Annotated in this window: 20 protein-coding genes; 6 read left to right on the top strand and 14 right to left on the bottom strand. The window is 69.4% G+C overall.

Going from position 1 to position 24,450, the window contains the following annotated elements; genetic code table 11:
- Positions 1-126 precede the first annotated feature (126 nt).
- From ACT3T5_RS13240 to ACT3T5_RS13220, 5 genes are all read left to right on the top strand, one after another.
- Complete coding sequence (locus ACT3T5_RS13240; protein WP_193116589.1) at positions 127-975, top strand: aldo/keto reductase; 849 nt, start codon at positions 127-129, stop codon at positions 973-975.
- 369 nt (positions 976-1,344) lie between these two features.
- Positions 1,345-2,223 carry a carbon-nitrogen hydrolase family protein gene (locus ACT3T5_RS13235; protein ID WP_193116590.1) on the top strand — a complete coding sequence of 293 codons (879 nt, stop codon included), beginning with the start codon at positions 1,345-1,347 and terminating at the stop codon, positions 2,221-2,223.
- 232 nt (positions 2,224-2,455) lie between these two features.
- On the top strand, positions 2,456-2,800 hold the full coding sequence (locus ACT3T5_RS13230; protein ID WP_193116591.1) for a hypothetical protein: 345 nt from the start codon (positions 2,456-2,458) through the stop codon (positions 2,798-2,800).
- A 235-nt stretch (positions 2,801-3,035) separates the two neighbouring features.
- Positions 3,036-3,836 carry a serine hydrolase gene (locus ACT3T5_RS13225; protein WP_193116592.1) on the top strand — a complete coding sequence of 267 codons (801 nt, stop codon included), beginning with the start codon at positions 3,036-3,038 and terminating at the stop codon, positions 3,834-3,836.
- A 247-nt stretch (positions 3,837-4,083) separates the two neighbouring features.
- The gene (locus tag ACT3T5_RS13220) at positions 4,084-4,686 is read left to right on the top strand and encodes an NlpC/P60 family protein (RefSeq protein ID WP_193116593.1); all 603 of its coding nucleotides are present in this window, start codon (positions 4,084-4,086) and stop codon (positions 4,684-4,686) included.
- 259 nt (positions 4,687-4,945) lie between these two features.
- Here ACT3T5_RS13220 and ACT3T5_RS13215 read toward each other — a convergent pair whose 3' ends face one another.
- The 11 genes from ACT3T5_RS13215 to ACT3T5_RS13165 all read right to left on the bottom strand — a co-directional run bounded on the left by ACT3T5_RS13215 (position 4,946) and on the right by ACT3T5_RS13165 (position 18,524).
- Positions 4,946-6,064, bottom strand: a complete 1,119-nt coding sequence (locus ACT3T5_RS13215) for a C40 family peptidase (protein WP_193116594.1) — start codon at positions 6,062-6,064, stop codon at positions 4,946-4,948.
- 99 nt (positions 6,065-6,163) lie between these two features.
- Positions 6,164-7,318: a dipeptide epimerase gene (locus ACT3T5_RS13210; protein ID WP_193116595.1), complete on the bottom strand. Its 1,155-nt coding sequence runs from the start codon at positions 7,316-7,318 to the stop codon at positions 6,164-6,166.
- A 14-nt stretch (positions 7,319-7,332) separates the two neighbouring features.
- The gene (locus tag ACT3T5_RS13205) at positions 7,333-8,484 is read right to left on the bottom strand and encodes a DUF819 family protein (protein WP_444578352.1); all 1,152 of its coding nucleotides are present in this window, start codon (positions 8,482-8,484) and stop codon (positions 7,333-7,335) included.
- A gap of 152 nt (positions 8,485-8,636) precedes the next feature.
- Complete coding sequence (locus ACT3T5_RS13200) at positions 8,637-8,957, bottom strand: DUF3870 domain-containing protein (protein ID WP_193116597.1); 321 nt, start codon at positions 8,955-8,957, stop codon at positions 8,637-8,639.
- Positions 8,958-9,098: 141 nt separating this feature from the next.
- Positions 9,099-10,085, bottom strand: coding sequence for a hypothetical protein (locus ACT3T5_RS13195; protein ID WP_193116598.1), 987 nt, complete (start codon positions 10,083-10,085; stop codon positions 9,099-9,101).
- 157 nt (positions 10,086-10,242) lie between these two features.
- Positions 10,243-11,382 carry an ABC transporter ATP-binding protein gene (locus ACT3T5_RS13190; RefSeq protein WP_193116599.1) on the bottom strand — a complete coding sequence of 380 codons (1,140 nt, stop codon included), beginning with the start codon at positions 11,380-11,382 and terminating at the stop codon, positions 10,243-10,245.
- A gap of 38 nt (positions 11,383-11,420) precedes the next feature.
- Positions 11,421-12,734, bottom strand: a complete 1,314-nt coding sequence (locus ACT3T5_RS13185) for an ABC transporter substrate-binding protein (protein ID WP_193116600.1) — start codon at positions 12,732-12,734, stop codon at positions 11,421-11,423.
- A gap of 113 nt (positions 12,735-12,847) precedes the next feature.
- A complete protein-coding gene (locus ACT3T5_RS13180) occupies positions 12,848-13,792 on the bottom strand; it encodes a carbohydrate ABC transporter permease (protein ID WP_443335884.1) in 945 nt (314 codons plus the stop codon).
- A 34-nt stretch (positions 13,793-13,826) separates the two neighbouring features.
- A complete protein-coding gene (locus ACT3T5_RS13175; protein ID WP_319021515.1) occupies positions 13,827-14,762 on the bottom strand; it encodes a carbohydrate ABC transporter permease in 936 nt (311 codons plus the stop codon).
- 163 nt (positions 14,763-14,925) lie between these two features.
- Entirely contained in the window at positions 14,926-16,473 is a 1,548-nt protein-coding gene (locus tag ACT3T5_RS13170; RefSeq protein ID WP_193116601.1) for an NAD-dependent succinate-semialdehyde dehydrogenase, read from the bottom strand.
- Between the two features lie 125 nt (positions 16,474-16,598).
- The gene (locus ACT3T5_RS13165) at positions 16,599-18,524 is read right to left on the bottom strand and encodes a glycoside hydrolase family 15 protein (protein ID WP_444594551.1); all 1,926 of its coding nucleotides are present in this window, start codon (positions 18,522-18,524) and stop codon (positions 16,599-16,601) included.
- Positions 18,525-18,625: 101 nt separating this feature from the next.
- Between ACT3T5_RS13165 and ACT3T5_RS13160 the strand changes: the two genes are divergently transcribed.
- On the top strand, positions 18,626-20,158 hold the full coding sequence (locus ACT3T5_RS13160; protein ID WP_193116603.1) for an FAD-dependent oxidoreductase: 1,533 nt from the start codon (positions 18,626-18,628) through the stop codon (positions 20,156-20,158).
- A 103-nt stretch (positions 20,159-20,261) separates the two neighbouring features.
- On the opposite strand, the gene ACT3T5_RS13155 is transcribed toward ACT3T5_RS13160, so the two are convergent.
- The 3 genes from ACT3T5_RS13155 to ACT3T5_RS13145 form a co-directional block, all read right to left on the bottom strand.
- Entirely contained in the window at positions 20,262-21,773 is a 1,512-nt protein-coding gene (locus ACT3T5_RS13155) for a S10 family peptidase (protein WP_343924630.1), read from the bottom strand.
- 488 nt (positions 21,774-22,261) lie between these two features.
- The gene (locus ACT3T5_RS13150; protein WP_226849755.1) at positions 22,262-22,639 is read right to left on the bottom strand and encodes a hypothetical protein; all 378 of its coding nucleotides are present in this window, start codon (positions 22,637-22,639) and stop codon (positions 22,262-22,264) included.
- Positions 22,640-22,661: 22 nt separating this feature from the next.
- Positions 22,662-24,359 carry a sodium:solute symporter family protein gene (locus ACT3T5_RS13145; protein WP_193116605.1) on the bottom strand — a complete coding sequence of 566 codons (1,698 nt, stop codon included), beginning with the start codon at positions 24,357-24,359 and terminating at the stop codon, positions 22,662-22,664.
- Positions 24,360-24,450: the final 91 nt, after the last annotated feature.

Genomic DNA, 24,450 nt, shown 5'->3' with positions numbered 1-24,450 from the left:
GCGCAGTTCCGCTCGCGGGAACGGCGTGGACCTGTGAAAGCGCTGGTCAAGACGGGGAGGAAAGCGTTAGCCTGGGAGGGTCCGCCCGGCGGCTCGGTGCCGCCCACCCCGATCACGAGGAGCATCATGCCTGTCTCTCCCTCTGTCACCTTCCACGACGGCCGGTCCATCCCGCAGCTCGGCTACGGCGTGTGGCAGGTCGAGAACGCCGTCGCGGCCGACGTCGTCGTCCAGGCCCTCGAGGCCGGCTACCGGCACGTCGACACCGCCCGCGGCTACAACAACGAAGCCGGCGTGGGCCAGGCGCTGAAGACCGCCGGCCTCAAGCGCGACGACGTGTTCGTGACCTCGAAGGTCCCCAACCAGGACCAGGGCCGCGACAAGACCCTCGCCTCCTTCGACGCCACCATGGAGGACCTCGGCCTCGACGAGCTCGACCTCTACCTGATCCACTGGCCCGCGCCCTCCAAGGGCCTCGCCGTGGAGACCTGGAAGGCTCTCATCGAGCTGCAGGAGCAGGGGCGCATCCGCTCCATCGGCGTCTCCAACTTCCGCGTCGAGGACCTCGAGAAGATCGAGGCCGAGACCGGTGTGCTGCCCGTGCTCAACCAGATCGAGCTGCACCCCTACTTCAACCAGCCCGAGCTGCGCGAGTTCCACGCCTCCAAGCAGATCCTCACCGAGTCCTGGTCCCCGCTGGGCCAGGGCGGCGGCGAGCTCACCGACCCGGTGGTCACGAAGATCGCCGAGGCGCACGGGGCCGACGCCGGCCAGGTGCTGATCGCCTGGAACCTGGCGCTGGGCAACGTGGTGATCCCCAAGTCCGAGACCCCCAAGCGGATCGTCTCGAACTTCGCCTCGCTCGAGGTCGAGCTCACCGACGACGAGATCGCCCAGATCACCGGCCTGCACAAGGGCGACGCCGGCCGTCAGGGCGGCAACCCGAACGACATGATCGCGCACCAGGGCGCCTGAGTCCCCTGATCGGGCCCGGCCCTTCTCGCAGCAGCGGGAGGGGCCGGGCCCGATGTCGTCCCGGGATCTCCGAGGATGCGGGCTACTCTGGACGTGGCGTGTCCGACGCCGAACCTCGATCGCCCGTCCCCAGCACGGGCCCGCACCTCGGTAGAGGGCACCACGAGGCAAAGGGACCCGGTCTCCGGTCGCTGTCGATGAACACCCGTGCCTCGGGTCGTCGCCGCTGGGGAGCCGATGCGAGGCATTGCGGGAGTACGGATGACAGCCGACCGAGCACTCAAGAAGCGCGTGCGCGCTCGCATGTCGCGCACGGGAGAGTCCTATACGGCAGCCCTCCGGCACCTCCGCTCCACCCCAGGAGACACCGTGCCGACCCAACCCATCACTCCGGATCCGACGAATGCCACGGATCCAACCACCGATCGCGCCCTACGCCTCGCGACGGCGCAGACCACCCCTCAGCACCATCCCTCCGATGCCGATGCTTTCCACTGCGCGGGCGAGGAGGTCCGCTCGCTCATGCGCCGCGCCGGGGATCTTGGTGCCGACCTCATCCAGTTCCCCGAGGCCACGCTCAGCTTCCCCGACAAGGTGGCCCTGTCCCGTTCGAGCGAGGAGATCACCGAGTCGGAGTGGACCCGCTTCGCCTGGGATGCCCTGGAGGCGGAGCTCGCCGAGGTGCGCGCAGCGGCGAAGGAACTCGCATTGTGGACCGTCATCGGGAGTCAGACCCGCGCCCAAGGTGCGAGCCGTCCCCGCACGAGCCTGCTGGTGATCGATCCACAGGGCAGGGTCCATGCGCAGTACGACGAACGGCGCCTCTCGCGGACGAAGGGCGCCTTCATGTACGAGCAGGGTACCGAGGCCGTCACGATCTCCATCCACGGGATCGTGCTGGGCCTGGCGTCGGGGCTCGAAGTGCTGTTCGAGGATGTATTCCGGGGCTACGAGGACGCGGGCGCCGATGCCGTCCTGCTGTGCTCGCAAGGGCCGGGCGATCCTGTGGAGGGTGACGCCTTCGCGATCTCCGCACGCGCGGCTGCCCGTCACCATGGCCTATCGATCGGCTACAGCGTGCCGACGTCGAACGCGCCGTACGCCCCTGCAGGGGTGATCGGTCCGGACGGCCGCTGGCTCGCGATATGTCCTGCCCAGCAGTCGCCCGCTGTGGTCGTGCAGACGATCGCGCGGCGCCCCGGCGGGGCATCTCGGGACTGGCGGCGCGCCATGGTCGACGCGGACTGACCCGCGCAGGCGATCGAGGTGACCTGATCGAGATGGGTCCGTGGTGACCCGGGAGGAGCCGGTCGTCCCGTTGTGGTGTCGGCCGGCCCTCCCTGCGCACCGTGCCGGCTAGCTGGTCGGCCACTGCTCCTCCTGCCCGCTGTCGGCGAACCCGTCGTATGGCGCGGGACCTGCCGCCCACCCGGCGGCGTAAAATCCGATGCACGAAGTCGAACCACGGCCGGAGGATCCCATGAGCGAGAACCAGTACAACGCAGAGGCCGACCCCGGCGACGAGGCGCGCGACTTCACGGGCCCCAACGGTGTCGAGAGCGCCGACCGGATCCTCGAGCTGGAGCGCGATCGGGAGCGCGATGGCGCGGCCCGATCGGATGACGCCGCCGATTTCCCCCGCGAGCTGGGCGAGGAGGACTCCGCCGCCGCCGATCAGGGCAACCGTGACGGCGACGAGATGCTGTCCGAGGGTGACGACGCGGACGACGACCGGGCGCTCGACGGCGGCGACGACTCCTTCGAGGCCTTCGAGGACGAGCCCTTCACCGAGGACGATCCCCTGGCACGCGACCGCGAGGTCTGACCCCGCCGGCCAGCGGGTGCCCGACCGCGAAAACCCCCTCGCTACGTCGCCGCGCAGTGGCTGAGCATCCGCCGTTTCTGCGACGAGAACCCCGAGGACGAGCTGGTCCCGGAGCTGCGCGCCGAGCTCGAGACGGCTCCCGTGCAATATGCCCGTTACCAGCGGCGATACCTGGGATGGGGCGTGCTTGCGCTCATGAGGCGCCGGCCGGGAGACGCTGACGTAAGGTCGCAGGATGCCGATCCCCACCGCTGCCGCCCCTGATCAGGTCTCCATCTCCCACTGCCTGCTCGATGCGGCGGGTGTGGCGATCTCCGCACAGGGCGCCGAGCAGCCCTACTACGCCGCGAGCACCATCAAGCTGCACGTGATGCTGGCCGTGCTCCGGGCCGCAGACCGCGGAGACCTGAACCTCGATGATGCCGTGACCGCGACCCGCAGCTTCACCGGGGCCGACGCAACGACCTTCACCCTCGGCGGCGACCACCTCGACCCCACACATCCGGCCGACGGGGAGCAGGTGAGCGTGCGCGAGCTCCTGCAGCGCATGATCGACCGCTCCAGCAACGAGGCCACGGACCACCTCGTCGAGCTCGTGGGCCTGGAGGCGGTGGCCGAGGCGATCGCGAGCCTGGGCCTGCAGGAGACCCGGGTCGAGCGCCTGATCGGTGACGCGAGCGCGCTCGCGACGGGCGCGACCAACGAGACCAGCGCGGCGGACCTCGCCCGGACGATGCGAGCGCTCGTGCAGCAGGACGGCAGTGCAGAGTCGACGCCAGCCCACGTCGACCTCGCACGCAGTGTGCTGCGGGCGCAGCGGATCCCGGTGATCGCCTCGGCGCTGGCCGACGGGGTCGACTGGGGCTCGAAGTCCGGCTGGGTCGACGGGTACCGGCACGACGTCGCCTTCGTCGGCGATCCCGACTCCAATGAGCTGAGGGTCCTCGCGGTGATGACCGCGGGGCTGGCCCCGGAGGCGGCCGACGAGAAGATCGCGTCGCTCGTGAGGGAGCTGCTGCCCGACGTCGCCGCCTGAACCGGCAGGCCACCCTGCCCAGACCTCGTCGGCCGTCGTGCGCATCCCCTCGTCGGGGCACCCGCCCAGCGGCACGTCGGCCGATGAACGGCGAGTAAAAAATCCCGCGATGAAGCGCCCAGGGGTTGCATTCCGGGGTGTGCCCGTGGTCACAGTGGAGGTGCCCGATCACGCACGGCACCGTCGTCCGATCGACCGGAGACCGGACCTCAGGACGGACCGTGCACACGACACGGAGGTACTGACCGTGACCGATCAAGCACTCACCACCCCCAGCCGTCGGAGCTTCTTCCGGGGCGTCGGCATCGCCGGCGCCGCGGCTGTCACCGGCGTCGCCGTCCCCACGCTGCTCGCGCCCTCCGCCTCGGCAGCGCCGGTCCCCGGCTACAACGAGAAGATCACCCGCGACCGGGTCATCGAGCGGGCGATGTTCTGGGTGGACGACCCTAGGGCGTACAGCATGGAGAACTTCGACATCGGCCCCGAGGAGGACTCCGACATCCTGTGGCGGATGGACTGCTCGGGCTTCGTGTCGATGGCCCTGGCCGTCCGCTTCGACGACAACCCCACGGGCCTGACCACCGAGACGCTGCACCCCGACGGCGGCTACGAGATCTCGCACTCGATCAGCAAGGACGATCTGCTCCCGGGCGACTTCATCCTCCAGAAGAACGCCGACTCCGAGAGCGGCGTCGGGCATGTGGTGCTGTTCAACGGCTGGGTCGACGGCGGCTACAACGTCCTCGAGCAGTCCTACGGGGCCGGCGGCACCACCTCCCGGACCGCCAGCTACCCGTACGACGACCTCGCGCACTACCACCCGTTCCGCTACGACCTCATCGTCGACTGACCGAAGAGTGCGGGGCGCCCCGCCCCGACCGGCCCTGTTCGGGCGGAGCCCCCGCATCGACGGGACGTATACGTGGCACGAGGCCTATATGCGGGCTCGCTGCACGTATAAGTCCCGTTGTCGCGACGGGCCTGTAAGTCCCGTTCCTGCGACGGGCCTGTAGGTCCCGTTCTTGCGACGGGCCGGGCCGGGCCAGCGGTGGGCTTGGCCAGGGGGTGGCTGAGGGCTGGTGTCGACGTGGGGATCGCGACTCGGCGGCTCAGCCGGCCAGGGCCACCCGTCGGGCGCCGGCGTACTCGCCGATGGGGTCGTACTCGGTCAGCGACATGATCTCGACGCTGCGCGCGGCGTTGGGGGCCTGCATGATCAGGTCGTCCCCGATGTACAGGGCCACGTGGCGGATCGAGTCGCCACCCGGCTCGGATGCGAAGAACACCAGGTCGCCGCGCTGCAGGTCCTCCCGCTCCACCGGCTCCAGGCCGGAGTGGTTCATCTGATCGCCGGCGTCGCGGTCGATCGAGATGCCGTGGTGGTGGAACAGCGTGTACGTGAAGCCCGAGCAGTCGAAACCGTAGGCGCTCACGCCGGCCCACAGGTAACGCAGCCCGAGGAACCGCTCGCCGGTCGCGACGATGTCCTCGACGGTGGGCAGCGGCGGCTGCTCGCCGTGCTCGCGCACCACGACGTCGTCGGCGGGCAGGTAGGCGTGACGCCCGCCGGGGACCGCGACCTTCACGGCCTTCGCGGTGCGGCCGAGCACCGGCAGGATCGTGTCGAAGGAGACGTCGATCCCGGGGTGGTTGCCCGACGGGGTGCCGGTGAGGGTGCTGGTCAGAGCCGTGACGGTCGCGGTCGGTGCGGAGGCCGCCTGCTGGGCGAAGTCCTCGTCGACCACGAGCTGCACGGTGGGCACCCAGCCGGGATAGCCGCGGGCGTCGCGCGGGGTGCCCTGTGCAGTGACCACGATGTGCGCCCAGTCGCCGTCGATCTCGTCGACGATGACCTCGCTGCCCAGCACGGCCTGCGACTCGAGCTCGCCGGTCAGCCAGCGTCGCGGCTCGGTGTCCTGCATGTTCGCGTTCCAGGCGTCGAGGTCGACGGGGTTCGTGAGCGAGGGGTCATCGATGCCGGGACGGTTCGAGCCCGGCTCCACCCACAGCGTGGTGGCGGTGACCGCGACGTGCGCGGTGGCGCCGGGGGTGAGGCCCGCGCCCGGCTCGGGCAGGGTCGCCGGCCCGGCGGCCGGTGCGGCGGGGACCTCGGCCAGGGCAGGGGCGACGGCGCCGAGGCCGGCGACGGCGAGGCCGGCGGTGCCGGTCGCGGCCAGGCGCAGGCCGTCACGGCGGGTGAGGCGGACGGTGGGGGTGTGCGTGGACATCTGGAGTCTCCTTCGACAGGTCCCCGAGCGGGGGCCGCAGGTCACGGGATGATGGGTGGGCGATCGGCTATCGGTCGAGAGCGCGGGTGGTCGCGCGGGTCACTGATCACCTCCGGACGGATCGACGTCGGCTCGGAGGCGCTCGAGCCCGAGGCCCGGCCCGCCGAGCAGGCGCAGCCAGCCGTCCTCCTGGACGTAGCCGCCGGCAGGGACATCGGAGGCGAACCAGAACGGCGGGTCGAGGTCGATCATCGTGATCGCCGGGTGGGCGATCGCGAGGTGGGCGGCGGCGGTGATCGAGATACGGGGCTCCATCATGGCGCCGACCATGCACTCCACCCCCGCCTCGAGGGCGACGTCCGCGATGGCCAGGGCCCCGCGCAGACCGCCCGTCTTGGCGAGCTTGATGTTGAGCATGTCCACGGCGTCGGCCTCTACCAGGCGTCGGGCATCCTCGACGTTCCACACCGACTCATCCGCCATGATCGGCACCTCGACCGCGGCGGACACCCGGGCGAGGCCCTCGATGTTCGCCGCGGCCACCGGCTGCTCGACCAGATCGATCGGGAGACCGTCCGCGAGGAACCCGGTGATGATGTCGATGGCCTGCTCCGGCACCCAGCCCTGGTTGGCGTCCAGCCGCAGCCGGACCCCGGGGGCCGCCTCGACGACCGCGGCCAGGCGGTGCCTGTCCTCCTCGATGTCGTGGCCGAGCTTGATCTTGAGGATCTGCTCGCCCCCGGCGACGGCCTCGCGGGCATGCCCGGCCATCACCTCGGGGTCCTCGAGGGAGATGGTCATGTCGTTGAGCAGACGATCTCCGGGGCGCCCGCCCAGCAGCTCCACCAGCGGCGCCCCGAGGCTCCGGGCCCAGGCGTCGTGCAGGGCCACCTCGAGCGCGGCCTTCGCGCTCGTGGCCCCGTCGAGCGCGCCGGCCACCCGGGCGGAGAGCTCCGTGATGGTGCCGGTGGCGCCGACGACCGCAGTGCGCAGCGGCCCCTGCAGGGCGGCGGAGATGGTGCTCGCCGTCTCGCCGGTGACCGCGACGGTCTCCGCCGCGCTGCCCTGGCCGATCGTGCCGTCGGCCAGCTCGACCTCGGCGACCACGTACTCGACCGCCTCGGTGCGGCGCGCCGCCGTCACGAAGGGGCGCAGCAGCGGGGCCCGGTGGCGGTGCGAGCGCACCGCCACCACGGCCAGGGGCGTGCTCAGCTGTGGTGCCGGGGCATCGCGGGGCGTGGATTCCTGGGTCATCGGGTTCCCCTCTCTCACAGCGCGGACATGAGCTGGGCGGCCATCAGGCCCACGAACGTGCCCAGGAACGAGCCGATCAGGGCGAACAGCACGCCGACCGGCACCAGCTGACGGTTGAAGGCCGCGGCGACGACGGGCGCGGAGGCGATGCCTCCGATGTTCGCGGTCGAGGCCACGGCCAGGGAGAACAGCTCGGTCTTGGTGAGCTTCGCGTAGACCACCATGATCGCGGCGTGGATGATCAGCACGAGCAGGCCCATGAGCAGGTAGATCGGTGCCTGGGTGAGGGCGGAGAAGTCCGAGCCCGAGGCGATCTGACCGATCACCACGAACAGCATCAGGCCGGCGACCTCGCTGGACCCGGCGGTCTCGCCGAGCGGCGTGAGGGCGATCAGCAGTCCCAGCACGGAGACGATGAGGATGGTCCAGGTGGTGGCGTTGACGACCGTGCCCCACTCCGGGAGCAGCCCGCCGACCCAGATCGCGAGGGTGGAGACGAAGATCGAGCCGAACACGACGATCGACAGCGAGGTGGCGGTGACCGGCTTCTTGTCGGTCTCATAGGCTCCTTCATGGGCGTCGAGGTAGGAGGTGTCCGCCTTGGTCCACTTGTTGAACTTGGGGGACACGGCGACCGAGGCGAACATCGCCATCAGCCAGACGGAGTAGATGATCGTGTCGGTGATCAGGGCATAGCCGAAGATCGACTCCGGTGCCTGCAGGATGTCCTGCACGGCGACCATGTTGGCGCTGCCGCCGGTCCAGGAGGCCAGCAGGGCGCCGAACACCTTCCAGGCCTCGGTGTGCACGAAGCTCTGGAAGACGACGTACACCCCGACCATCCCCAGGAACAGCGAGGCTGCGGCGACGAAGTACGTCAGCAGCAGCTTCGGGCCGAGCTTGATGATCTTGCGCAGATCGCAGCCGAACAGGAACAGCAGGATCATCGCTGGCAGCAGCACGGTCTTGACCTGGGCGATGGGCTCGCGGGTCGCCTCGTCGTCGCCGAACACGCCGAGCGTGTTGAGAGCCGCGCACAGCAGGTACATCAGCACCATGCCGGGCACGAACTTGAACAGTTTCCAGCCGGTCGTGCGCTCGAGCACGATCAGCACGCACGACAGTCCCAGCAGGACTCCGAGCATCAGCAGGCCATCGGTGATCACGGGAGATCTCCTCGTCGGTCAGGAAGTCGCCGCCGTCGGGCACAAAAAATCGGAAGCACCAGGGATCGCCGCCTCGGGCGAGGCGTGATCCGGGTGCTTCCGACGGGATCCGGTTCGGTGAGGTTCCGGGCAGACGGTGGGCGCTTTTGAAGTTAGGCGGTGACGTCGGCCGACAAGTCGCGGTACTTCGCGGCGGCGTTGCGCACTGCTGTGGCAAGCGCCCTCTGCGAGGACCCGTGGTACCTGTCGGTGATCGACTCCACCAGGGAATCGTCATCGAGCAACGAACGACCCACCAGCAGTTCGCGAACGAACTCGACGGTGAGGGTCAGCGTGGCGGTGCAATCCGCTGCCGTGATGACGTGGGTCTCAGTATCGACGATGAGACCGATGAAGAACAATCCCCACTGCGATGTGATCGGATTGTTGCTCGGCGCTTTGGCCTCGCCGGTGAGATAGATGGTGGTGCCCATGGGGGAAGCCTAAGCGGCAGCCCCCTGACAGACACCGCGGTCGAACCGGACGACCGCGGCCGACGAGGGCCGACCGCGGCCGACGAGTGCCGACCGCGGCCGAGACGAATGCCGGCCGCGGTCGGGGAGTGGCTGGAGCGATCAGCCCAGGTTCGCGGGGCCTGCCTCCGCGGCCTTCTGCTCGGCGGTGGCGCGACGGTCGGCGCGCTGGGAGTCGAGGCCATCGGCGTGGGCCTCGGGACCGGCGGTCGCGGCGAAGGCCTGGGCCTTCTGCGCAGCCGGTGCGAGGTCGGTGAACTGGCCGCCCATCTCCCCGCGCACGCGGTTGTCGGTGCCGGTCGGTGCCGGATCGTTGCCCTCGCCGGTCAGTGCGCCACGGATGATGTTGCCCGAGACGTCGACGCCGTCGAGGTTGTCCGAGAGGGTCACGTCGGAGCCGAAGTAGTTGCCGTCCTCGCAGTCGACGAGGCCGCCACCGGTGCCGAGCTGCACGCCCGAGTTGCCGGTGAAGGTGGCCGCACCGTCGACCTCGCTGCTGCACAGGGAGGTGCCCTCTTCGTTCGCGGAGACGGTCAGTCCCTTCGCGAGGGTCGAGTCGATGATGTCGGTGTACAGCGTGTTCTCGCTGCTCACAGCGCCGTCGATGGTCACGGTCTGCAGGTGAACGAGGCCCTGCTCCACGGTGAGCTTGCCCCCGATCGAGGAGTCGTAGGAGTACAGGAAGGGATCGGCTCCGTCGACGGCACGCCCGGTGTAGGACCCGCCCAGGGCGGAGTCGTCGAGGTAGACGCCGTAGCCGCCCTTGCTGATCAGGTTTCCTGCCACCTCGGTGCCGGTGGCATCGAAGTAGCCCTCGGAGGAGACCACGACGCGGTCCGCGATGCTCGAGTCGGTCATGAGCAGATCGGCGCCGGCCTTCACCGTCACCTCGCCCTCGATGGTCACGCCGTCCAGCACGCAGGAGTCGCCCTTGTCGACGACGAGATCGCCGGGCACGGTGACGTCCGCGGCGTCCCCGTCGCAGTGGGTGGTCAGTGCCGCGGAGGCGGATCCGGCGCCGACGGCGAGGCCCGCGGAGGCGAGGGCGAGAGCGGAGAATGAGATGACAGTTCGGGAAAGGGGGCGCACGTCGGCTCCTAGTCGCGCCGGGCACGAAGGAGCGCCGGCGGCAGATGGGGGATGAGGTTCCTCCCCGACCGTACCGGCATGTGATCCACATCGCTGAGGAATGCGGACTTTAACGCTGAAACTTTTTACACCCGTTCACCCGACGGTCAGACTCGAGTCAGAGGTACTCGAGGTTGATCTCGTTCTCGGGGTGGAAGAACACGCTGGTGCGGGGCTTGGGGCGCACGTGGATCGTCGTATCGGGCTCGATGCCCTTGAAGCCGTGGTCCAGCCGGAGCACCAGCTGGCTCCCGCGCACGGACGCGGTCATGCCCTCTGTCTCCTGGGCGCGGCAGTGGAGGAAGGCCTCTCCGCCGAGCTTCTCCACCAGGCGCACCGTGAGGGGCATGCTGGCGCCGCCGTCCTCCGGCGCGGCGCCGTGGCCCACGATCTCCCAGTTCTCGGGGCGCACGCCCACGATGACCTGGCCGGGGGTCTTCTCGGCGTACTCACGGGGCAAGTCCATGTCCAGGCCGTGGTCGGGGCCGAGCAGGGCGCGGCCGTCGGAGCTCACCGTGGCCCCGTCGATCAGGGTCATCGCCGGAGACCCGATGAAGCCGGCCACGAAGGTGTTGCCGGGGTGCTCATAGAGATGGGTGGGCTCGTCGACCTGCTGCAGCACGCCCTCGCGCAGCACGGCGACACGATCGCCCATGGTCATGGCCTCGGTCTGGTCGTGGGTGACGTACACCGTGGTCACACCCAGTTCGCGCTGCAGCGAGCCGATCTGGGCACGGGTGGACACCCGCAGCTTCGCGTCGAGGTTCGACAGCGGCTCGTCCATGCAGAACACCTTGGGGTTGCGCACGATCGAGCGGCCCATGGCCACCCGCTGGCGCTGACCGCCGGACATCTGCGAGGGCTTCTTGTCCAGCAGCACCTCGAGCTCGAGCATCGCGGCGGCGCGCTCGACCTGCTGGGTGATCTCCGCCTTCGGCATCTTCGCGTTCTGCAGGGCGAATGCCATGTTCTGGCGCGCGGTCATGTTCGGGTAGAGGGCGTAGGACTGGAACACCATGGCCACGTCGCGATCCCGGGCGCGCAGCTCGCTGACGTCGACGTCGTCGATGAGGACGGTTCCCTCGTCGATCGGTTCGAGCCCGGCCAGCATCCGCATCGCGGTGGACTTCCCGCTGCCGGACGGCCCCACCAGCACCAGGAACTCCCCGTCGGCGACGGTGAGCGAGACCCGGTTGACCGCGGGAGGGCGGGACGGGTCGTAGATGCGGGAGGCCTGCTGGTACTCGACGGTGGCCATGGTGTTCCTCGTGCTCCTTCAGGGGGTCGGTCGGGTGCTCACAGGTTGGGGGTGATGTCCCGGTCGATGACCTTCTGCGTCTCGTCCTGCAGGTCCTTCATGACGGTCGCGACGTCCTCCTGGGCGATCGCGATGCGGTCCAGACCGGCACCGATGCGCTGACCGCCGCCGCTGACGAACACGCGGGCGTAGTCCTGCGGCGCCGTGTTCTCGCTCAGCTGGCGGATCGCCGTCATGGCGTTGGGGTTCTCCTCGAGGTACTTCGTCTCCTCGGCGTCCTCCATCGCGGACTTCCGCACCGGCATGTACCCGGTGGCCTGGCTGAACGTGATGGTGTTCTGCGTGCTGGTCAGGAAGTCCGCGAACTTCATGGCCATCACCTTGCGTTCGTCGCTGATGCCCTCGGGGATCGCGATGCCGGCGCCGCCGGTGCAGGCGCCGGGCGTCGGGCCTGGCAGATAGGTGGTGTGGAAGTCGAACTCCGCGGATTCCTTCAGGCCGCCCAAGGATCCGGTGGACTGCAGCAGCCCCGAGGAGTTGCCGATGGAGAACGCGTTGGCGGCGTCCTTCTCGATGCCGATGTGTCCCGCGGCGACCTGCTCCTGGAGGAAGGTCGCGGCGTCGATCGAGCCCTGCTCGGTGAACGTCGGGGTCCACTCCTTGGAGTAGTTGCCGCCGAAGGTCCAGATGATCCCCTGGAAGAACCAGTCGAGGTAGTCGGAGCCGTCCGGGATGACGATGGCGGGCTTGCCGCCGTTCGCGTCGAGGATCTTCGGGGCCCATTCGGCGAACTGCTCCCAGGTCTCCGGGCCCTTGTCGGTGGGCAGCCCGGCCTTCTTCATCACCTCGGTGTTGAAGTACATGAGGGTCGTGGAGCGCGAGTACGGCATGCCGTAGTGCTTGCCGTCGTACTCGTAGTCCTCGCGCAGGGTGTCCACGAAGTCGTCCGAGTCGACCTCGGCCTCCTTCCACAGGTCGTCCATCGCGGTGGTGGTGCCGGTGAAGGCGAAGTTGAACCAGGTGACGTCCGAGGCCACGATCAGGTCGGGCAGGCCGCCGCCGGCGAGCGCGGCGTTGAACTTCTGGCCGAGCTCCTCGTAACTGGCGCCGCCGTCGATGAGCTTCGCCTGGTTGTCGGGGTTGTCCTTGTTCCAGGCGTCGATGATCTTCTGCTCGAGGTCCTTCGAGCTGCCGGGGTGGTTGGACCAGAACTGGATGGAGCCGTCGCCCTCCTCGCCCTTGCCGCCACCGCCGCCGCCGGCGGAGGTGGAGCCCCCGGCGCAGGCGGCCAGTGCCAGGGCTGCGCTGCCGGCTCCGGCCATTCCGAGAAGTGAACGTCGCGTCGTTGCCATGTCGATCTCCGATTCGTGTGGTGGTGCGGGGACGGTGCGGGGCCGACGGATAGCGGCCGGGTCGAGGAAGGGGGCGGGGGAGAGGGTAGGGCGCGGTGTTCGGCGCCCGGCCATCACCCCTTCACGGCCCCGGCGGTCAGGCCCTTGATCATCTGCTTCTGCAGGATGAGGAAGACGATGAGCATCGGGACGGTGGTCAGGACGGTGCCGGCCATCACCGGGCCCCAGTTGGTCAGGCCCTCGTTGTCCTGCAGCTGGGTCAGGCCGATCGGCAGCGGTGCCACGGCGTCGGTGTCCGACATGAGGAACGGCCACAAGTACTGGTTCCACTCGTTGACCACGGTGATCAGCGTGAACGCGACCAGGGTGGGCCAGGACATCGGCAGCACCACCCGGAACAGGGTGCGGAAGAAGCCCGTGCCGTCGAGCTCGGCGGCCTCCATGATCTCCTTGGGCAGCGACAGGAAGTGGTTGCGCATCAGGAAGGTGCCGAAGGCGACCGCGGCCAGCGGCACGATGATGCCCTGGAAGGTGTTGCGCCATCCCCAGCTGGCCACGAGGGCGTAGTTGGAGATGACGGTGATCTGGTTGGGCACCATGAGTGACGCGATGACCAGCAGGAACAGCAGGTTCCGCCCCGGGAAGCGCAGGAACGAGAGGCCGTAGGCGGTCATCACGCCGAGGCTGACCTCGACCACGGTGAGGATCCCCGTGATGATGACCGAGTTGCGCAGGTACTTGTCGAACCGCACCTCATTGATCACGTAGGAGTAGTTCTCCGGCGCGAAGGGATTGGGGAACCAGCTGATGGGGTTGGAGTAGATGTCCCCGTGGGTCTTCAGCGAGGTGACGACGATGAAGTACAGGGGGACGAAGAACAGCAGCACCGCGGCCAGCATCCCGAAGTAGCCCAAGAGCTTCCCGGCGGTCCCGCCCTGGAAGGCGAGGTGCCGGGAGGTGGCGCGCTTCTTCTGCGCGGGGGTGAGCTGAGGCGGGTCGTCGTCCTCGAGCCCGGGAACGGGCGGCAGGACGGCCTGTGCGTCGTTGGTCATCGTCATGGGGGTACCTCCGTCCTTGTCTTCCTGGCCTTCTCTAGTCCTGTTTGTCCTGCAGCTTGACCTGCACGAGCGTGACGACCAGGACGATCAAGAACATGATCGTCGCGACCGCGGCGCCGTAGCCCGCTCGGTTGTTCACGAAGGTCTCCTGGTAGACCTGATAGATGAGCGTCGAGGTGCCGGTGCCGAAGGGGCCGCCCTCGGTCATCACCTGGATGATGTCGAACACCTGGAACGAGTTCAGCAGCACCGTGACGGACAGGAAGAACGTGGTGCCCTTCAGCTGGGGCAGCGTGACCCGCCAGAACTTCCGCCAGGCGGGCGTCCCGTCGATCTCGGCGGCCTCGTCGAGGTCGGAGCGACGACCCTGCAGGGCCGCCAGGTAGATCACGAAGGTGTAGCCGAGGTTCTTCCACACGTAGGTGGTGGTGATCATGAACAGCGCCCAGCCGGAATGCTGATAGAACGCCGGGGTGTCCAGGCCGAGCCGGCCCAGCACGTCCTGGACCAGGCCGTAGCCGGGGTCGAACACGAACTGGAAGGCCACACCGATCGCGGCGCCGGAGATGACGTACGGGGCGAACACCATGGTGCGCACCATGTTGCGGGCGCGCAGGTGCTGGTCCAGCAGGAGGGCCAGTGCGAGGCCCAGTGCCATCGAGCCGATGACCGCGACGAGCGTGAAGATCAGCGTGTTGCGGGCGATCTGCCAGCTGGTGTCGTCGGTGAACCACTCGATGTAGTTCCCCAGGCCCACGAACCGCATGTCCGGCGAGGAGATGTTCCAGTTGTAGAAGGAGATGCGGAAGTTGTCGATCAGCGGGCGGTAGGTGAACAGGCCCAGCAGGATCATGTTCGGCACGATCAAGATGGCAGCCAGGCCGATATGCCGCCAGTTGAGCGAGCGGGAGCGCTTCGTCGGCTCGTCGGACGTCGTCGTCTCGAGCCCCGGGATCGCGGGAGTCGTCACAGCGGTCACAGTACGCGTCGCCGCTCCGTTTGGGAGCCAGGTCACACGGTTCGCCCAGTTCCGTGACCATACTGCGACATCCAGGTGAGCTCCTGGGTGTCGTCCCTGGTCATGGCGTCGTCAGGTCAGCGGGCTCCAGCGTCCCCCGCGGGGTCGTCGGCCCTCACAGGGGCAGGCGCACGTACGTCATCTCGAGGAACTCGGTGATGCCCTCGTGAGACCCCTCGCGGCCCAGGCCCGACTCCTTGACGCCGCCGAAGGGGGCCGACGGATCCGAGGCCACGCCGATGTTGACCGCGACCATCCCGGACTCGATCCGGCCGGCCACGTCGGTGACCTCGCCGAGATCCTCGCCCGCCACATAGGCCATGAGGCCGAACTCGGTGTCGTTGGCGGCGGCGACCATCTCGTCGATGTCGTCCAGCACGATGATCGGTGCGACCGGGCCGAAGATCTCCTCGCGGTTCACGCGGGCAGCGCGCGGCACGTCGGTCAGCACGGTGGGCTCGTAGAAGTACCCGCCGTCGCTGCTTGAGCTGTCTGAGCTGTCCGTGCTGTCCGTGCTGGCACTGCCGCCTGCAGCGAGGGAGGCCGGTGCCGGTCGACGACCGCCCACGAGCACTCGGGCGCCGCGGTCCACGGCGTCCGCGACGAGATCCTCGATCTTCTCCAGTGCGGCGGCGTCGATCATCGGACCCATGGTCGTGCCGGGCGCGATCCCGGGGCCGACCTGGAGCTTCGCGGTCTCCTCCGCGAGGCGCGCCGTGAACTCCTCCGCGAGGGACGAGTGCACGTAGAAGCGGTTCGCGGCGGTGCAGGCCTCGCCGTTGTTGCGGAACTTGCCCAGCATCGCGGCCTTGACCGCCGTCTCGACATCGGCGGAGGGCAGCACGAGGAAGGGTGCATTGCCGCCCAGCTCCATCGACGCCTTCAGCACGTGCTCGGACGCCTGGGCGAGCAGGGTGCGGCCCACGGGCGTGGAGCCGGTGAAGGACACCTTCCGCAGCCGCGGATCGGACATCAACGTGGAGCTCAGCCCCTTCGAGTCGGAGCTGACCACGCAGTTCACGACGCCGGCGGGCACTCCGGCCTCGGCGAGGATCTCCATCAGCAGCAGCGAGGTCAGCGGGGTCTTCTGCGCGGGCTTGAGCACCACGGTGCAGCCGGCCGCGAGCGCCGGGGCGATCTTGCGGGTGCCCATCGACAGCGGGAAGTTCCAGGGCGTGATCAGCAGGGTGGGGCCCACGGGGCGGGCCACGGTCAGGATCGCCTCGTCGGCGGCGGGGGCGTGGCGGAACCGTCCGGGCAGGCGCACCGCCTCCTCGCTGAACCAGCGCAGGAACTCCGCGCCGTAGGTGACCTCCCCGTACGCCTCGGCGAGCGGCTTGCCCATCTCCAGGGTCATGAGGAGTGCGAGGTCGTCGGCCCGCTCATGGCACAGGTCGTAGGCGCGGCGCAGGATCTCGGAGCGCTGTCGCGGGGTGGTCGCGGCCCAGTCCTCCTGCACGTCGACTGCCGCATCCAGCGCCTTGAGGCCGACGGCAGGCGCGTCGGCGTCGACCACCTGGGTCAGGGCGCGCCCGGTCGCGGGATCCAGCACGTCCAGGGAGGCGGTGCCGCCGAGGAAGCGACCGGCGACGAAGGAGCTGCGCGGAGTGCGCTCGAGCAGCTCGGCGATGCGGGACGCGGTGATGGTGGGCAGGTCAGCCATGGGGTGCTCCTTCGTCGACGGGTGGTCCATCCAGTCTGCACCCGACGGCCGGGCGGGGCCCGACCGCGTGGCAGGGCCCGACGGCGTGGAAGGGCCTTGCCGCGTGGCGGGGACCGACCGCGGAGTCAGTCCCGGGTCGTGGCGAGGGCGTCGACGGCGCGGATCAGGCCCAGGTGGCTGAAGGCCTGCGGGAAGTTCCCGGCCATGCGTCCGGCGCCGCTGTCGAACTCCTCGGCCAGCAGGTGCAGATCGTTCGCGCACCCCAGCAGCTGCTCCATGAGCGCCTCGGCCTCGTCGCGGCGACCGGAGGCGGCGTACTGCTCCACCAGCCAGAAGCAGCACACCAGGAAGGGGTGCTCATCCCCGGGCAGACCGTCCTGGCCCTGCGTGCGGTAACGCAGGATCAGTCCGTCCTCGGTGCGCAGGTCCTGCTCGATGCGGGCCACGGTGGCGAGCATGTGCGGGTCGTTCGCCGGCAGGAAGCCCGTGTGGGGGATCTGCAGCAGCGAGGCGTCCACCTCGGTGGAGCCGTAGGTCTGGGTGAGGGCTCCGTCGGCACCCACCCCTCGGGTCATGATCTCCTGGCGCACCTGGTCTCTGATGTGCTTCCAGCGGGTGACCTGCTCCGTGGTGGCCGGCAGGCCGTGATCCTCGACGGCACGGACGGCGCGGTCGAAGGTCGCCCACACCATCACCCGGCCATGGGTGAAGTAGGCGGGGTCGCCGCGCATCTCCCAGATCCCCTGGTCGGGTTCGTCGATCCGGTCCTCGGTGTAGCGCACCAGTGCCTTCTGCAGCGGCCACGACCAGGCGGTCTCCTCCAAGCCGGCATCGCGCATCGCCGCGAGGGCGATCATCACCTCGCCCACCACGTCCGCCTGGTACTGATCGGCCGCCCCGTTGCCGACCCGCACCGGCACCGAGCCCTCGTAGCCCGCCAGATGCGGCACCTCCCGCTCGGGCAGGTTCCGGTCCCCGGTGATCGAGTACATGATCTGCAGCCGCTCCGGATCCCCGGCGATCGCCCGCAGCAGCCAGTCGCGCCAGGTCGCGGCGGCGTCGACGTGTCCGTGGCCCAGCAGCGCCTCGAGGGACAGGGCCGCGTCGCGCAGCCAGCAGTAGCGGTAGTCCCAGTTGCGCACCCCACCGAAGTCCTCGGGCAGGCTCGTGGTCGCGGCGGCGATGATGCCGCCGGTGCGGCGGTGGGTCAGCGCCCGCAGCACGAGCAGCGAGCGGGTCACCGGTTCTTCGTACTCGGCGTCGACCCGCACCTGGCCGAGCCAGCCGGTCCACTCCGCGATGGTGGCCTCGAGGGCGGTCTCGCTCTCGAGCGCGGCGGGCACCTGCTGCCAGGAGGGGAACCAGGTGAGCACCCAGCACGTGCTCTCCCCGGCGCGCAGGCGGTGCGTGCCCCGGTGGGTCCGGCCGTGCGGAGTGAGTGCGGGGCCGTGCAGCGCGATGCCGTCCCCGCCGGCGACGGCGATCAGCACACGGTTCCCGGCCTCGTCCTCGCCGCGGCGCACCCAGGGCACCGCCTGCCCGTACTCGAAGCGGATCTTCAGCTCCTGGAGCACCTCGACCTCGCCCTCATGGCATTCCACATGACGCACGAGGTCCGCGTGGTCGTCGACGTCCCCGGAGAGGGAGGAGGCGCTCCCGGGGCCCGGCGAGGACCCGGTCGCCTCACCCCCGGTGCTGTCGGCGTCGGCCACGGCGGAGTCGGAGTCACCGGTGTCGGTGCCGGCTCCGGTGCCGGATTCCCCGCCGCCGGTGATCGGCATGTACTCGGTGACGGTGGCGGTCCCGGTGGGGGAGCGCCACACCGTCTCGAGCACCATCGTGCCGGGCAGGTAGCGGCGCGAGAGGACCTCGCCGTCAGCGATCCGCAGCGACCAGTGCCCGTTCTCGTCGTCGCCGAGCAGCGAGCAGAAGAGGGCATCGGAGTCGAAGCGGGGCAGGCACAGCCAGTTGATGACCCCTTCCCTGGTCACGAGGGCGGTGGCGCGCTGGTCCGACAGCAGGGCGTGGTCTTCGATGAGCGGGCTGGTCATGGCTCCAGTGTGCACCTGCTGGTTCCGGCAGGGGTGGGAAAACTCTGCCCGACGGGCAGAGTGCCTGCCGGGGTACGGGGGTCCAGGCTTACGGTGGGGCCATGAGCACCTCGACCACTGAACCTGTCCGCGACTCTGAATCTGTCCGAGCCTCTGAACCGGCCCGCGGCTCCGGTGACGCTCCCGAGCTGACCTTCGACGTCCTCGTGATCGGCTGGGGCAAGGGCGGCAAGACCCTCGCCGCCACGCTCGGCGGGGCGGGGAAGCGTGTGGGCATGGTCGAGCAGTTCGACACCATGCACGGCGGCACCTGCATCAACATCGGCTGCGTGCCCACCAAGACCCTCGTCCACGACGCGGAGCAGCGCCGTGAGGACGACGACGCGCAGCAGTTCTGGGCCCGCGCCGTCGAGCGCCGCGACACCGTGGTGGGGAAGATGCGCGACGTCAACCACCACATGCTCGCCGACCTCGACGCCGTCACCCTGATCGACGGCCGCGCCCGCTTCACCGCCGAGCGCACCGTGCAGGTCACCGGCGGCGACGACGTGCTCACCGCCTCGGCCGACGTGGTCATCGTGAACACCGGTGCCACCCCGACCCGGCCGGACCTGCCCGGCATCGACTCCCCGCGGGTGCACGACTCCACGAGCGTGCAGCACGTGGACCCGCTGCCCGCCCGCCTCACCGTGATCGGCGCCGGCCCCATCGGCCTCGAGTTCGCCTCGATGTTCGCCGGGTACGGGGCCGACGTCACGCTCGTGAACCGTCGTGAGCGCCTGCTGCCCGACGAGGACGAGGACGTCGCCGCCGAGGTCACCAGCGTGCTCGAGGGCGACGGCATCCACGTGCTGCACGAGGCCTCGGCGGTACGGATCGAGGACGGCGCGGGCAGTGGGAACAGCACCGCGAGCGAGGACAGCTCTGCCAGCGGGAGCAGCTCCGCGAGTGAGAACAGCTCTGCCAGTGCGGTGGTCGTCTTGCGCGTCGGCTCCGAGGAGCGCCGGATCGAGGCCGACGCCATCCTGCTCGCCACCGGCAGGCGCCCCGCGACCGACGACCTCGGGCTCGAGCAGGCAGGGATCGACGTTGACGAGCGCGGCGCGATCGTGGTCGACGAGCATCTGCGCACGAGCGCCGAGAACGTGTACGCGATCGGCGACGTCCACGGCGGGTCTCAGCAGACCTACCTCTCCCTCGACGACTTCCGGATCGTGCTCTCCCAGCTGCAGGGAGACGGGGAGCGCACCACCACCGACCGGGTCGCCGTGCCCACCACCACCTTCCTCACCCCGCCGCTCGCGGCCGTCGGTCTCACCGCCGGCGAGGCGCTCGCCGCAGGACGCGACGTGCTCGTGGCCTCGCAGAAGACCGCGACGATCAAGGCGATGCCGCGCCCGAAGGCCGTCGGCGATCCGCGCGGGATCGTGAAGTTCGTGGTCGACGCCCGGACCGACGAGATCCTCGGCGCGAGGCTGTTCCACGTCGACGCGCAGGAGGTCATCAACCTCGTCGCGCTCGCGATGCGCACCGGCACCACCGCCACGCAGCTGAAGAACGGGATCTGGACCCACCCGGCCTCGACCGAGTCGCTGAACGAGACCCTCGGGAAGCTCGAGCCGCTCGAGGGCTGAGCCGTTCGGGGACTGAGCCACTCGAGGACTGAGCCGCTCGAGGGCTGAATCGCTCGAGGACCGAGCCGGGCCGGGGACTGAGCCGAGTCGGGGGAGCGCCGGGTCAGTCCCCGTCGGACGTGGTCTCGACCGCGGAGTCCTCGCCGGTCACGAACTCCGCGAGGTGCTGGGAGAGGGCGAGGCGGCTGGGTTCGTGGCAGTACATCATGTGCCCCGCCTCGTAGTACTCGATGCGGATCCGCTCGGCGTAGTCCTCCCGCGGGATCGCGAGCTGGGCGAGCACGTGCTCGCTCGCATGGAACGGGGTCGCGGCGTCGTGATAGCCGTGGGAGACCAGGACCGTCGTGTGCGGGGACTTCCGCAGGAGCCGGGAGAGATCCGAGGCGACCTCGACGGAGCGGTTCTCGAAGTCCTTGTAGCTCCACGGGTGCACCCGGCCGGACATGATCTCGTAGACCACGTCGCTGGAGAAGTCGAGCTCCGTGCGCAGGTACTGGTTGATCGTCGCGGTGTACGACGGGGCGAGCTGGTCGATCGACGGGTCCGTCTCCATCGTCGCCGCGTTGCCCGCTCCCGCGGGCGCCGTGAACCGCCCGTCGATGCGGCCGGTGACCAGGCCCTGGTCACGCAGCAGCTCGGCGAGGAACGCCAGGTGCTCGACGCGCAGGTTCGCCCGCTCCACCCATTCCGGGTCGATCCCGATGAGGGCGCCGATCCGGGCCGACGCCTCCTGGACCTGCTCCGACGAGAGCCGCAGGCCCGCGGCGAGCAGCGCCGGGTACTCCTGCTCCGCGAACGCCTCCGCCTCGTCGACCACGTCCTGCAGCAGGCGCCCCTCATGCTTGCCGTGGGCATGCGCGATCGCCGCATAGGTGGGCAGGTAGTGCACGTAGGGGCTGTCGTTGCCCGGGTCGAAGCTGATGGTGCCGAAGTCGAGCACGGGGGAGATCAGCACGACGCCCGCGACCGCCACGTAGTAGCGGTCCATGAGGTGAGCGGCGACGGCGGAGGCGCGGGTGGTGCCGTAGGACTCGCCGGCGAGGTGGATCGGGGAGGTCCAGCGCTGGTTGCGGGTCAGCCAGTCGATGACGAACGCGGCGATCAGGTCGCGGTCCGCCGTCAAGCCGTGATGACGGGCGGGCTTCGCGCCGGGAGCGGGCCGCGAGTAGCCCGTGGTCATCGCGTCGACCACGACGAGATCGGCGTGGCGCAGGATCGTCTCGTGGTTGTCCACCAGCTGGTGCGGGGGAGCGGCCGGGGAACCGGCATCCCCGGAGTCGACCCGGCGCGGGCCCAGCAGGCCCAGGTGCAGCCACACGGTCGACGCCCCGGGGCCGCCGTTGAACGCGAACATCACGGGCCGCTGCGGATCGTCGGTGCCCTGGGCGAGATAGGAGACGGAGAACAGCTCGGCGTAGGCGGCGCCGCGCCCGTACTCCTCACCCTCGGGCTCCTCCCGCAGCACCACGGTGCCGGCGGTCGCGGTGTAGTCCAGCGGCCCGTCCGGCAGGGTGAGCGAATGAAGCGTCGTGACGAGGTGGTCCTCGGGGGCAGGGCTCGCGGAGCTCCCGTCGGAGTCGACCTCGGGGGAGGGGGTCGTGGGCTGGGCGTTCACTCGTGCTCCTTCGTCGGGGACGGCATCGGCGTCGATGCTACGCGGGCGGTGCGAACAGCGGTGCTCGGTGGCGGTGGTGGTGGCGGGCGGCGTCTCCGCTCGGGAGCGGGATGCGCGATTCCCTCGAAACGTGCCCGTGGCGGGACGTTTCGAGGGAATCGAGGTGTGGTGGCGTCCGCTCCGGGGCCCGCTACGACACCCGGGATGCGCGAATCCATTGAATCCCTTGAAACGTGCCCGTGGCGGGACGTTTCGAGGGAATCGAAGTGGGGTGGCGTCACCTCCGGGACTCGCTAGGACGCTCGGGATGCGCAAATCCCCCGATACGTGCCGTGAGTGGCACGTATCGAGGGATTCGATGAAGGTCGAGCGGGTGTCGGCGAGGGTCGAGCGGGTGTCGGCGGGGGCCGAACGGGACTCGGCGGGGCAGAGCGGATGTCGAGCGGGTGTCGGCCCGGTCGGCCCGGTCCGCCCGGTCAGGTCATCGCTCAGTCGAGGGGAGCGATGTCCCGGGGGACCTCGGCGCCGTCCTCGTTCTCGCGGACGACCATGCGGATCGGGTCCAGCTTCGTCCAGACGACGAAGGCGATGGCCACGACGATCATGGCCAGGCCCGCCCACAGGTTGGCGTTCATCCCGCCGGTCTTCGCGGCCGCCGCGTCGTCGAACGCGAACAGACCCATCAGGGTCAACAGCACCCCGAAGAGGCCCAGCAGCGTGCCGATGAAGTTGCGGATGTCGAAGGCGCCGGCGGTCTGGACGTCCGCGCCCGCGGGTGCGGCGTCGGCCCCGAGCGGGGTGGCCGATGCGGGCTCGGTCCCGGTGGCCCGGCGCTTGCCGTGGCTCTGATCCTTGTGTGCACTCATGAGTGTTCTCCTCCGTCCGCGCTCAGGCGAAGACGATGTTCAGGATGACGACGAGGGCGAGGCCGATGCCCGCCATCGGGACGGGGCGGCGCCAGAACGGGAGGTTCTTCTCGTCGGCGTCGACCAGATCGGCCTTCGGGGTCTCGGAGTAGACGAGGCCCTTCAGCTCGTGCGCCGGCTTCGGGGCGGTGAACTGCGTGACCACCACGGAGACGATGATGTCGACCACGAAGGCGGTGGCCGCGCAGACGAAGGCGAGACCCTGGCCCGGCAGCTCGAAGATGCTGAAGAACGTCGAGCCGGCCCACAGGGCCACGGCGGAGAGCGTGCCGGCGACCAGACCGGCCCAGCCGGCGGTCGGGGACATCCGCTTCCAGAACATGCCCAGGATGAATGTCGCGAACAGCGGCGCGTTGAAGAACCCGAAGAGGGCCTGCAGGTAGTCCATCAGGTTCGAGAAGCTGCCGGCGATCAGCGCGGTGAAGATCGCGATGATGCAGGCGGCGAGCGTCGCGTAGCGCCCCACCTTGATGTAGTGCGCATCAGGCGCATCCTTCTTCACGTACTGCTCGTACAGGTCGTACGTGACCACGGTGTTGAAGGCCGAGATGTTCGCGGCCATTCCGGCCATGAACGCGGCCAGCAGACCGGCGATCGCGACGCCGAGCAGGCCGTTGGGGAGCACGTCGCGCATGAGCAGCAGCAGGGCGTCGTTGTAGGTGACGCCGGTGGCGGCGGCCCCGGCGGCATCGCCCGCGACGTCCAGCTGCTTGAACTCGGTCAGCTCCCCGACCAGCACCGCGGCGAGCATGCCGGGGATGATCACGATGAAGGGGATGAACATCTTGGGGAAGGCGCCGATGATCGGCGTCATCCGGGCGGCGGTGATGGACTTCGACGCCATCGCCCGCTGGACCTCCACGAAGTTCGTGGTCCAGTAGCCGAAGGAGAGCACGAAGCCGAGGCCGAAGACGATGCCGACGACGGAGAGGATCGGGCTGTCGAAGCCGGACAGCGCCTGACCGGGCCAGGAGTGCAGCTGCTCCTCGCCGAGCATGCCGTCACCGGCGATGCGCTCCTTCATGCCGTTCCAGCCGCCCACGCGGTGCAGGCCGATCAGCGTCAGCGGCAGCAGGGCCGCGACGATCACGAAGAACTGCAGCACCTCGTTGTAGATCGCGGCGGAGAGGCCGCCGACGGTGATGTAGAAGAGCACGAACGCGGCGGCGAGCACGAGGCCCACCCACATCGGCCAGCCCAGCAGACGGTTCACGATGATGGCCAGCAGCGACAGGTTCACGCCGGCGATGAGCAGCTGCGCGACGGCGAAGCTGATCGAGTTCACCAGGTGCGCGCCGGTGCCGAAGCGCATGCGCATGAACTCGGGGACCGAGCGCACCTTGGAGCCGTAGTAGAACGGCATCATCACGACGCCGAGGAACAGCATCGCGGGGATGGCGCCGACCCAGAAGTAGTGCATGGTCGGCATGCCGTACTGGGCGCCCGTGGCGGACATGCCCATGATCTCGACGGCGCCGAGGTTGGCGGAGATGAAGGCGAGGCCGGTGACCCAGGCAGGCAGGGAGCGGCCGGACAGGAAGAACTCGATGGAGTTCGAGACTCCGCGCTTGGCGTACCAGCCGACGCCGAGCACGAACACGAAGTACAACGCGATGATCGCGTAGTCGATCCACTGAGCATCCAGGCGGATGTCGACCATGAGGATGATCCTTGGTGAAGAAGGGGTGAGGAGGGGCCGCTGACGTGCGCCGAAGGGCACGAGGGCAGGGTGGCCGTGGCCACCGGGCGGT

It is taken from the genome of Brachybacterium sp. AOP3-A1-3 (assembly GCF_052378285.1).
Classification (GTDB): Bacteria; Actinomycetota; Actinomycetes; order Actinomycetales; family Dermabacteraceae; genus Brachybacterium.
Note: the sequence above shows the minus strand (reverse complement) of the source record. Positions and strands in the feature narration are given on the sequence as shown.

Coding starts and splice junctions, on each gene's coding strand:
- ACT3T5_RS13240 (WP_193116589.1), top strand. CDS start 127: ATGCCTGTCTCTCCCTCTGTCACCTTCCACGACGGCCGGTCCATCCCG.
- ACT3T5_RS13230 (WP_193116591.1), top strand. CDS start 2,456: ATGAGCGAGAACCAGTACAACGCAGAGGCCGACCCCGGCGACGAGGCG.
- ACT3T5_RS13225 (WP_193116592.1), top strand. CDS start 3,036: ATGCCGATCCCCACCGCTGCCGCCCCTGATCAGGTCTCCATCTCCCAC.
- ACT3T5_RS13215 (WP_193116594.1), bottom strand. CDS start 6,064: ATGTCCACGCACACCCCCACCGTCCGCCTCACCCGCCGTGACGGCCTG.
- ACT3T5_RS13210 (WP_193116595.1), bottom strand. CDS start 7,318: ATGACCCAGGAATCCACGCCCCGCGATGCCCCGGCACCACAGCTGAGC.
- ACT3T5_RS13200 (WP_193116597.1), bottom strand. CDS start 8,957: ATGGGCACCACCATCTATCTCACCGGCGAGGCCAAAGCGCCGAGCAAC.
- ACT3T5_RS13190 (WP_193116599.1), bottom strand. CDS start 11,382: ATGGCCACCGTCGAGTACCAGCAGGCCTCCCGCATCTACGACCCGTCC.
- ACT3T5_RS13185 (WP_193116600.1), bottom strand. CDS start 12,734: ATGGCAACGACGCGACGTTCACTTCTCGGAATGGCCGGAGCCGGCAGC.
- ACT3T5_RS13180 (WP_443335884.1), bottom strand. CDS start 13,792: ATGACGATGACCAACGACGCACAGGCCGTCCTGCCGCCCGTTCCCGGG.
- ACT3T5_RS13170 (WP_193116601.1), bottom strand. CDS start 16,473: ATGGCTGACCTGCCCACCATCACCGCGTCCCGCATCGCCGAGCTGCTC.
- ACT3T5_RS13165 (WP_444594551.1), bottom strand. CDS start 18,524: ATGACCAGCCCGCTCATCGAAGACCACGCCCTGCTGTCGGACCAGCGC.
- ACT3T5_RS13160 (WP_193116603.1), top strand. CDS start 18,626: ATGAGCACCTCGACCACTGAACCTGTCCGCGACTCTGAATCTGTCCGA.
- ACT3T5_RS13150 (WP_226849755.1), bottom strand. CDS start 22,639: ATGAGTGCACACAAGGATCAGAGCCACGGCAAGCGCCGGGCCACCGGG.
- ACT3T5_RS13145 (WP_193116605.1), bottom strand. CDS start 24,359: ATGGTCGACATCCGCCTGGATGCTCAGTGGATCGACTACGCGATCATC.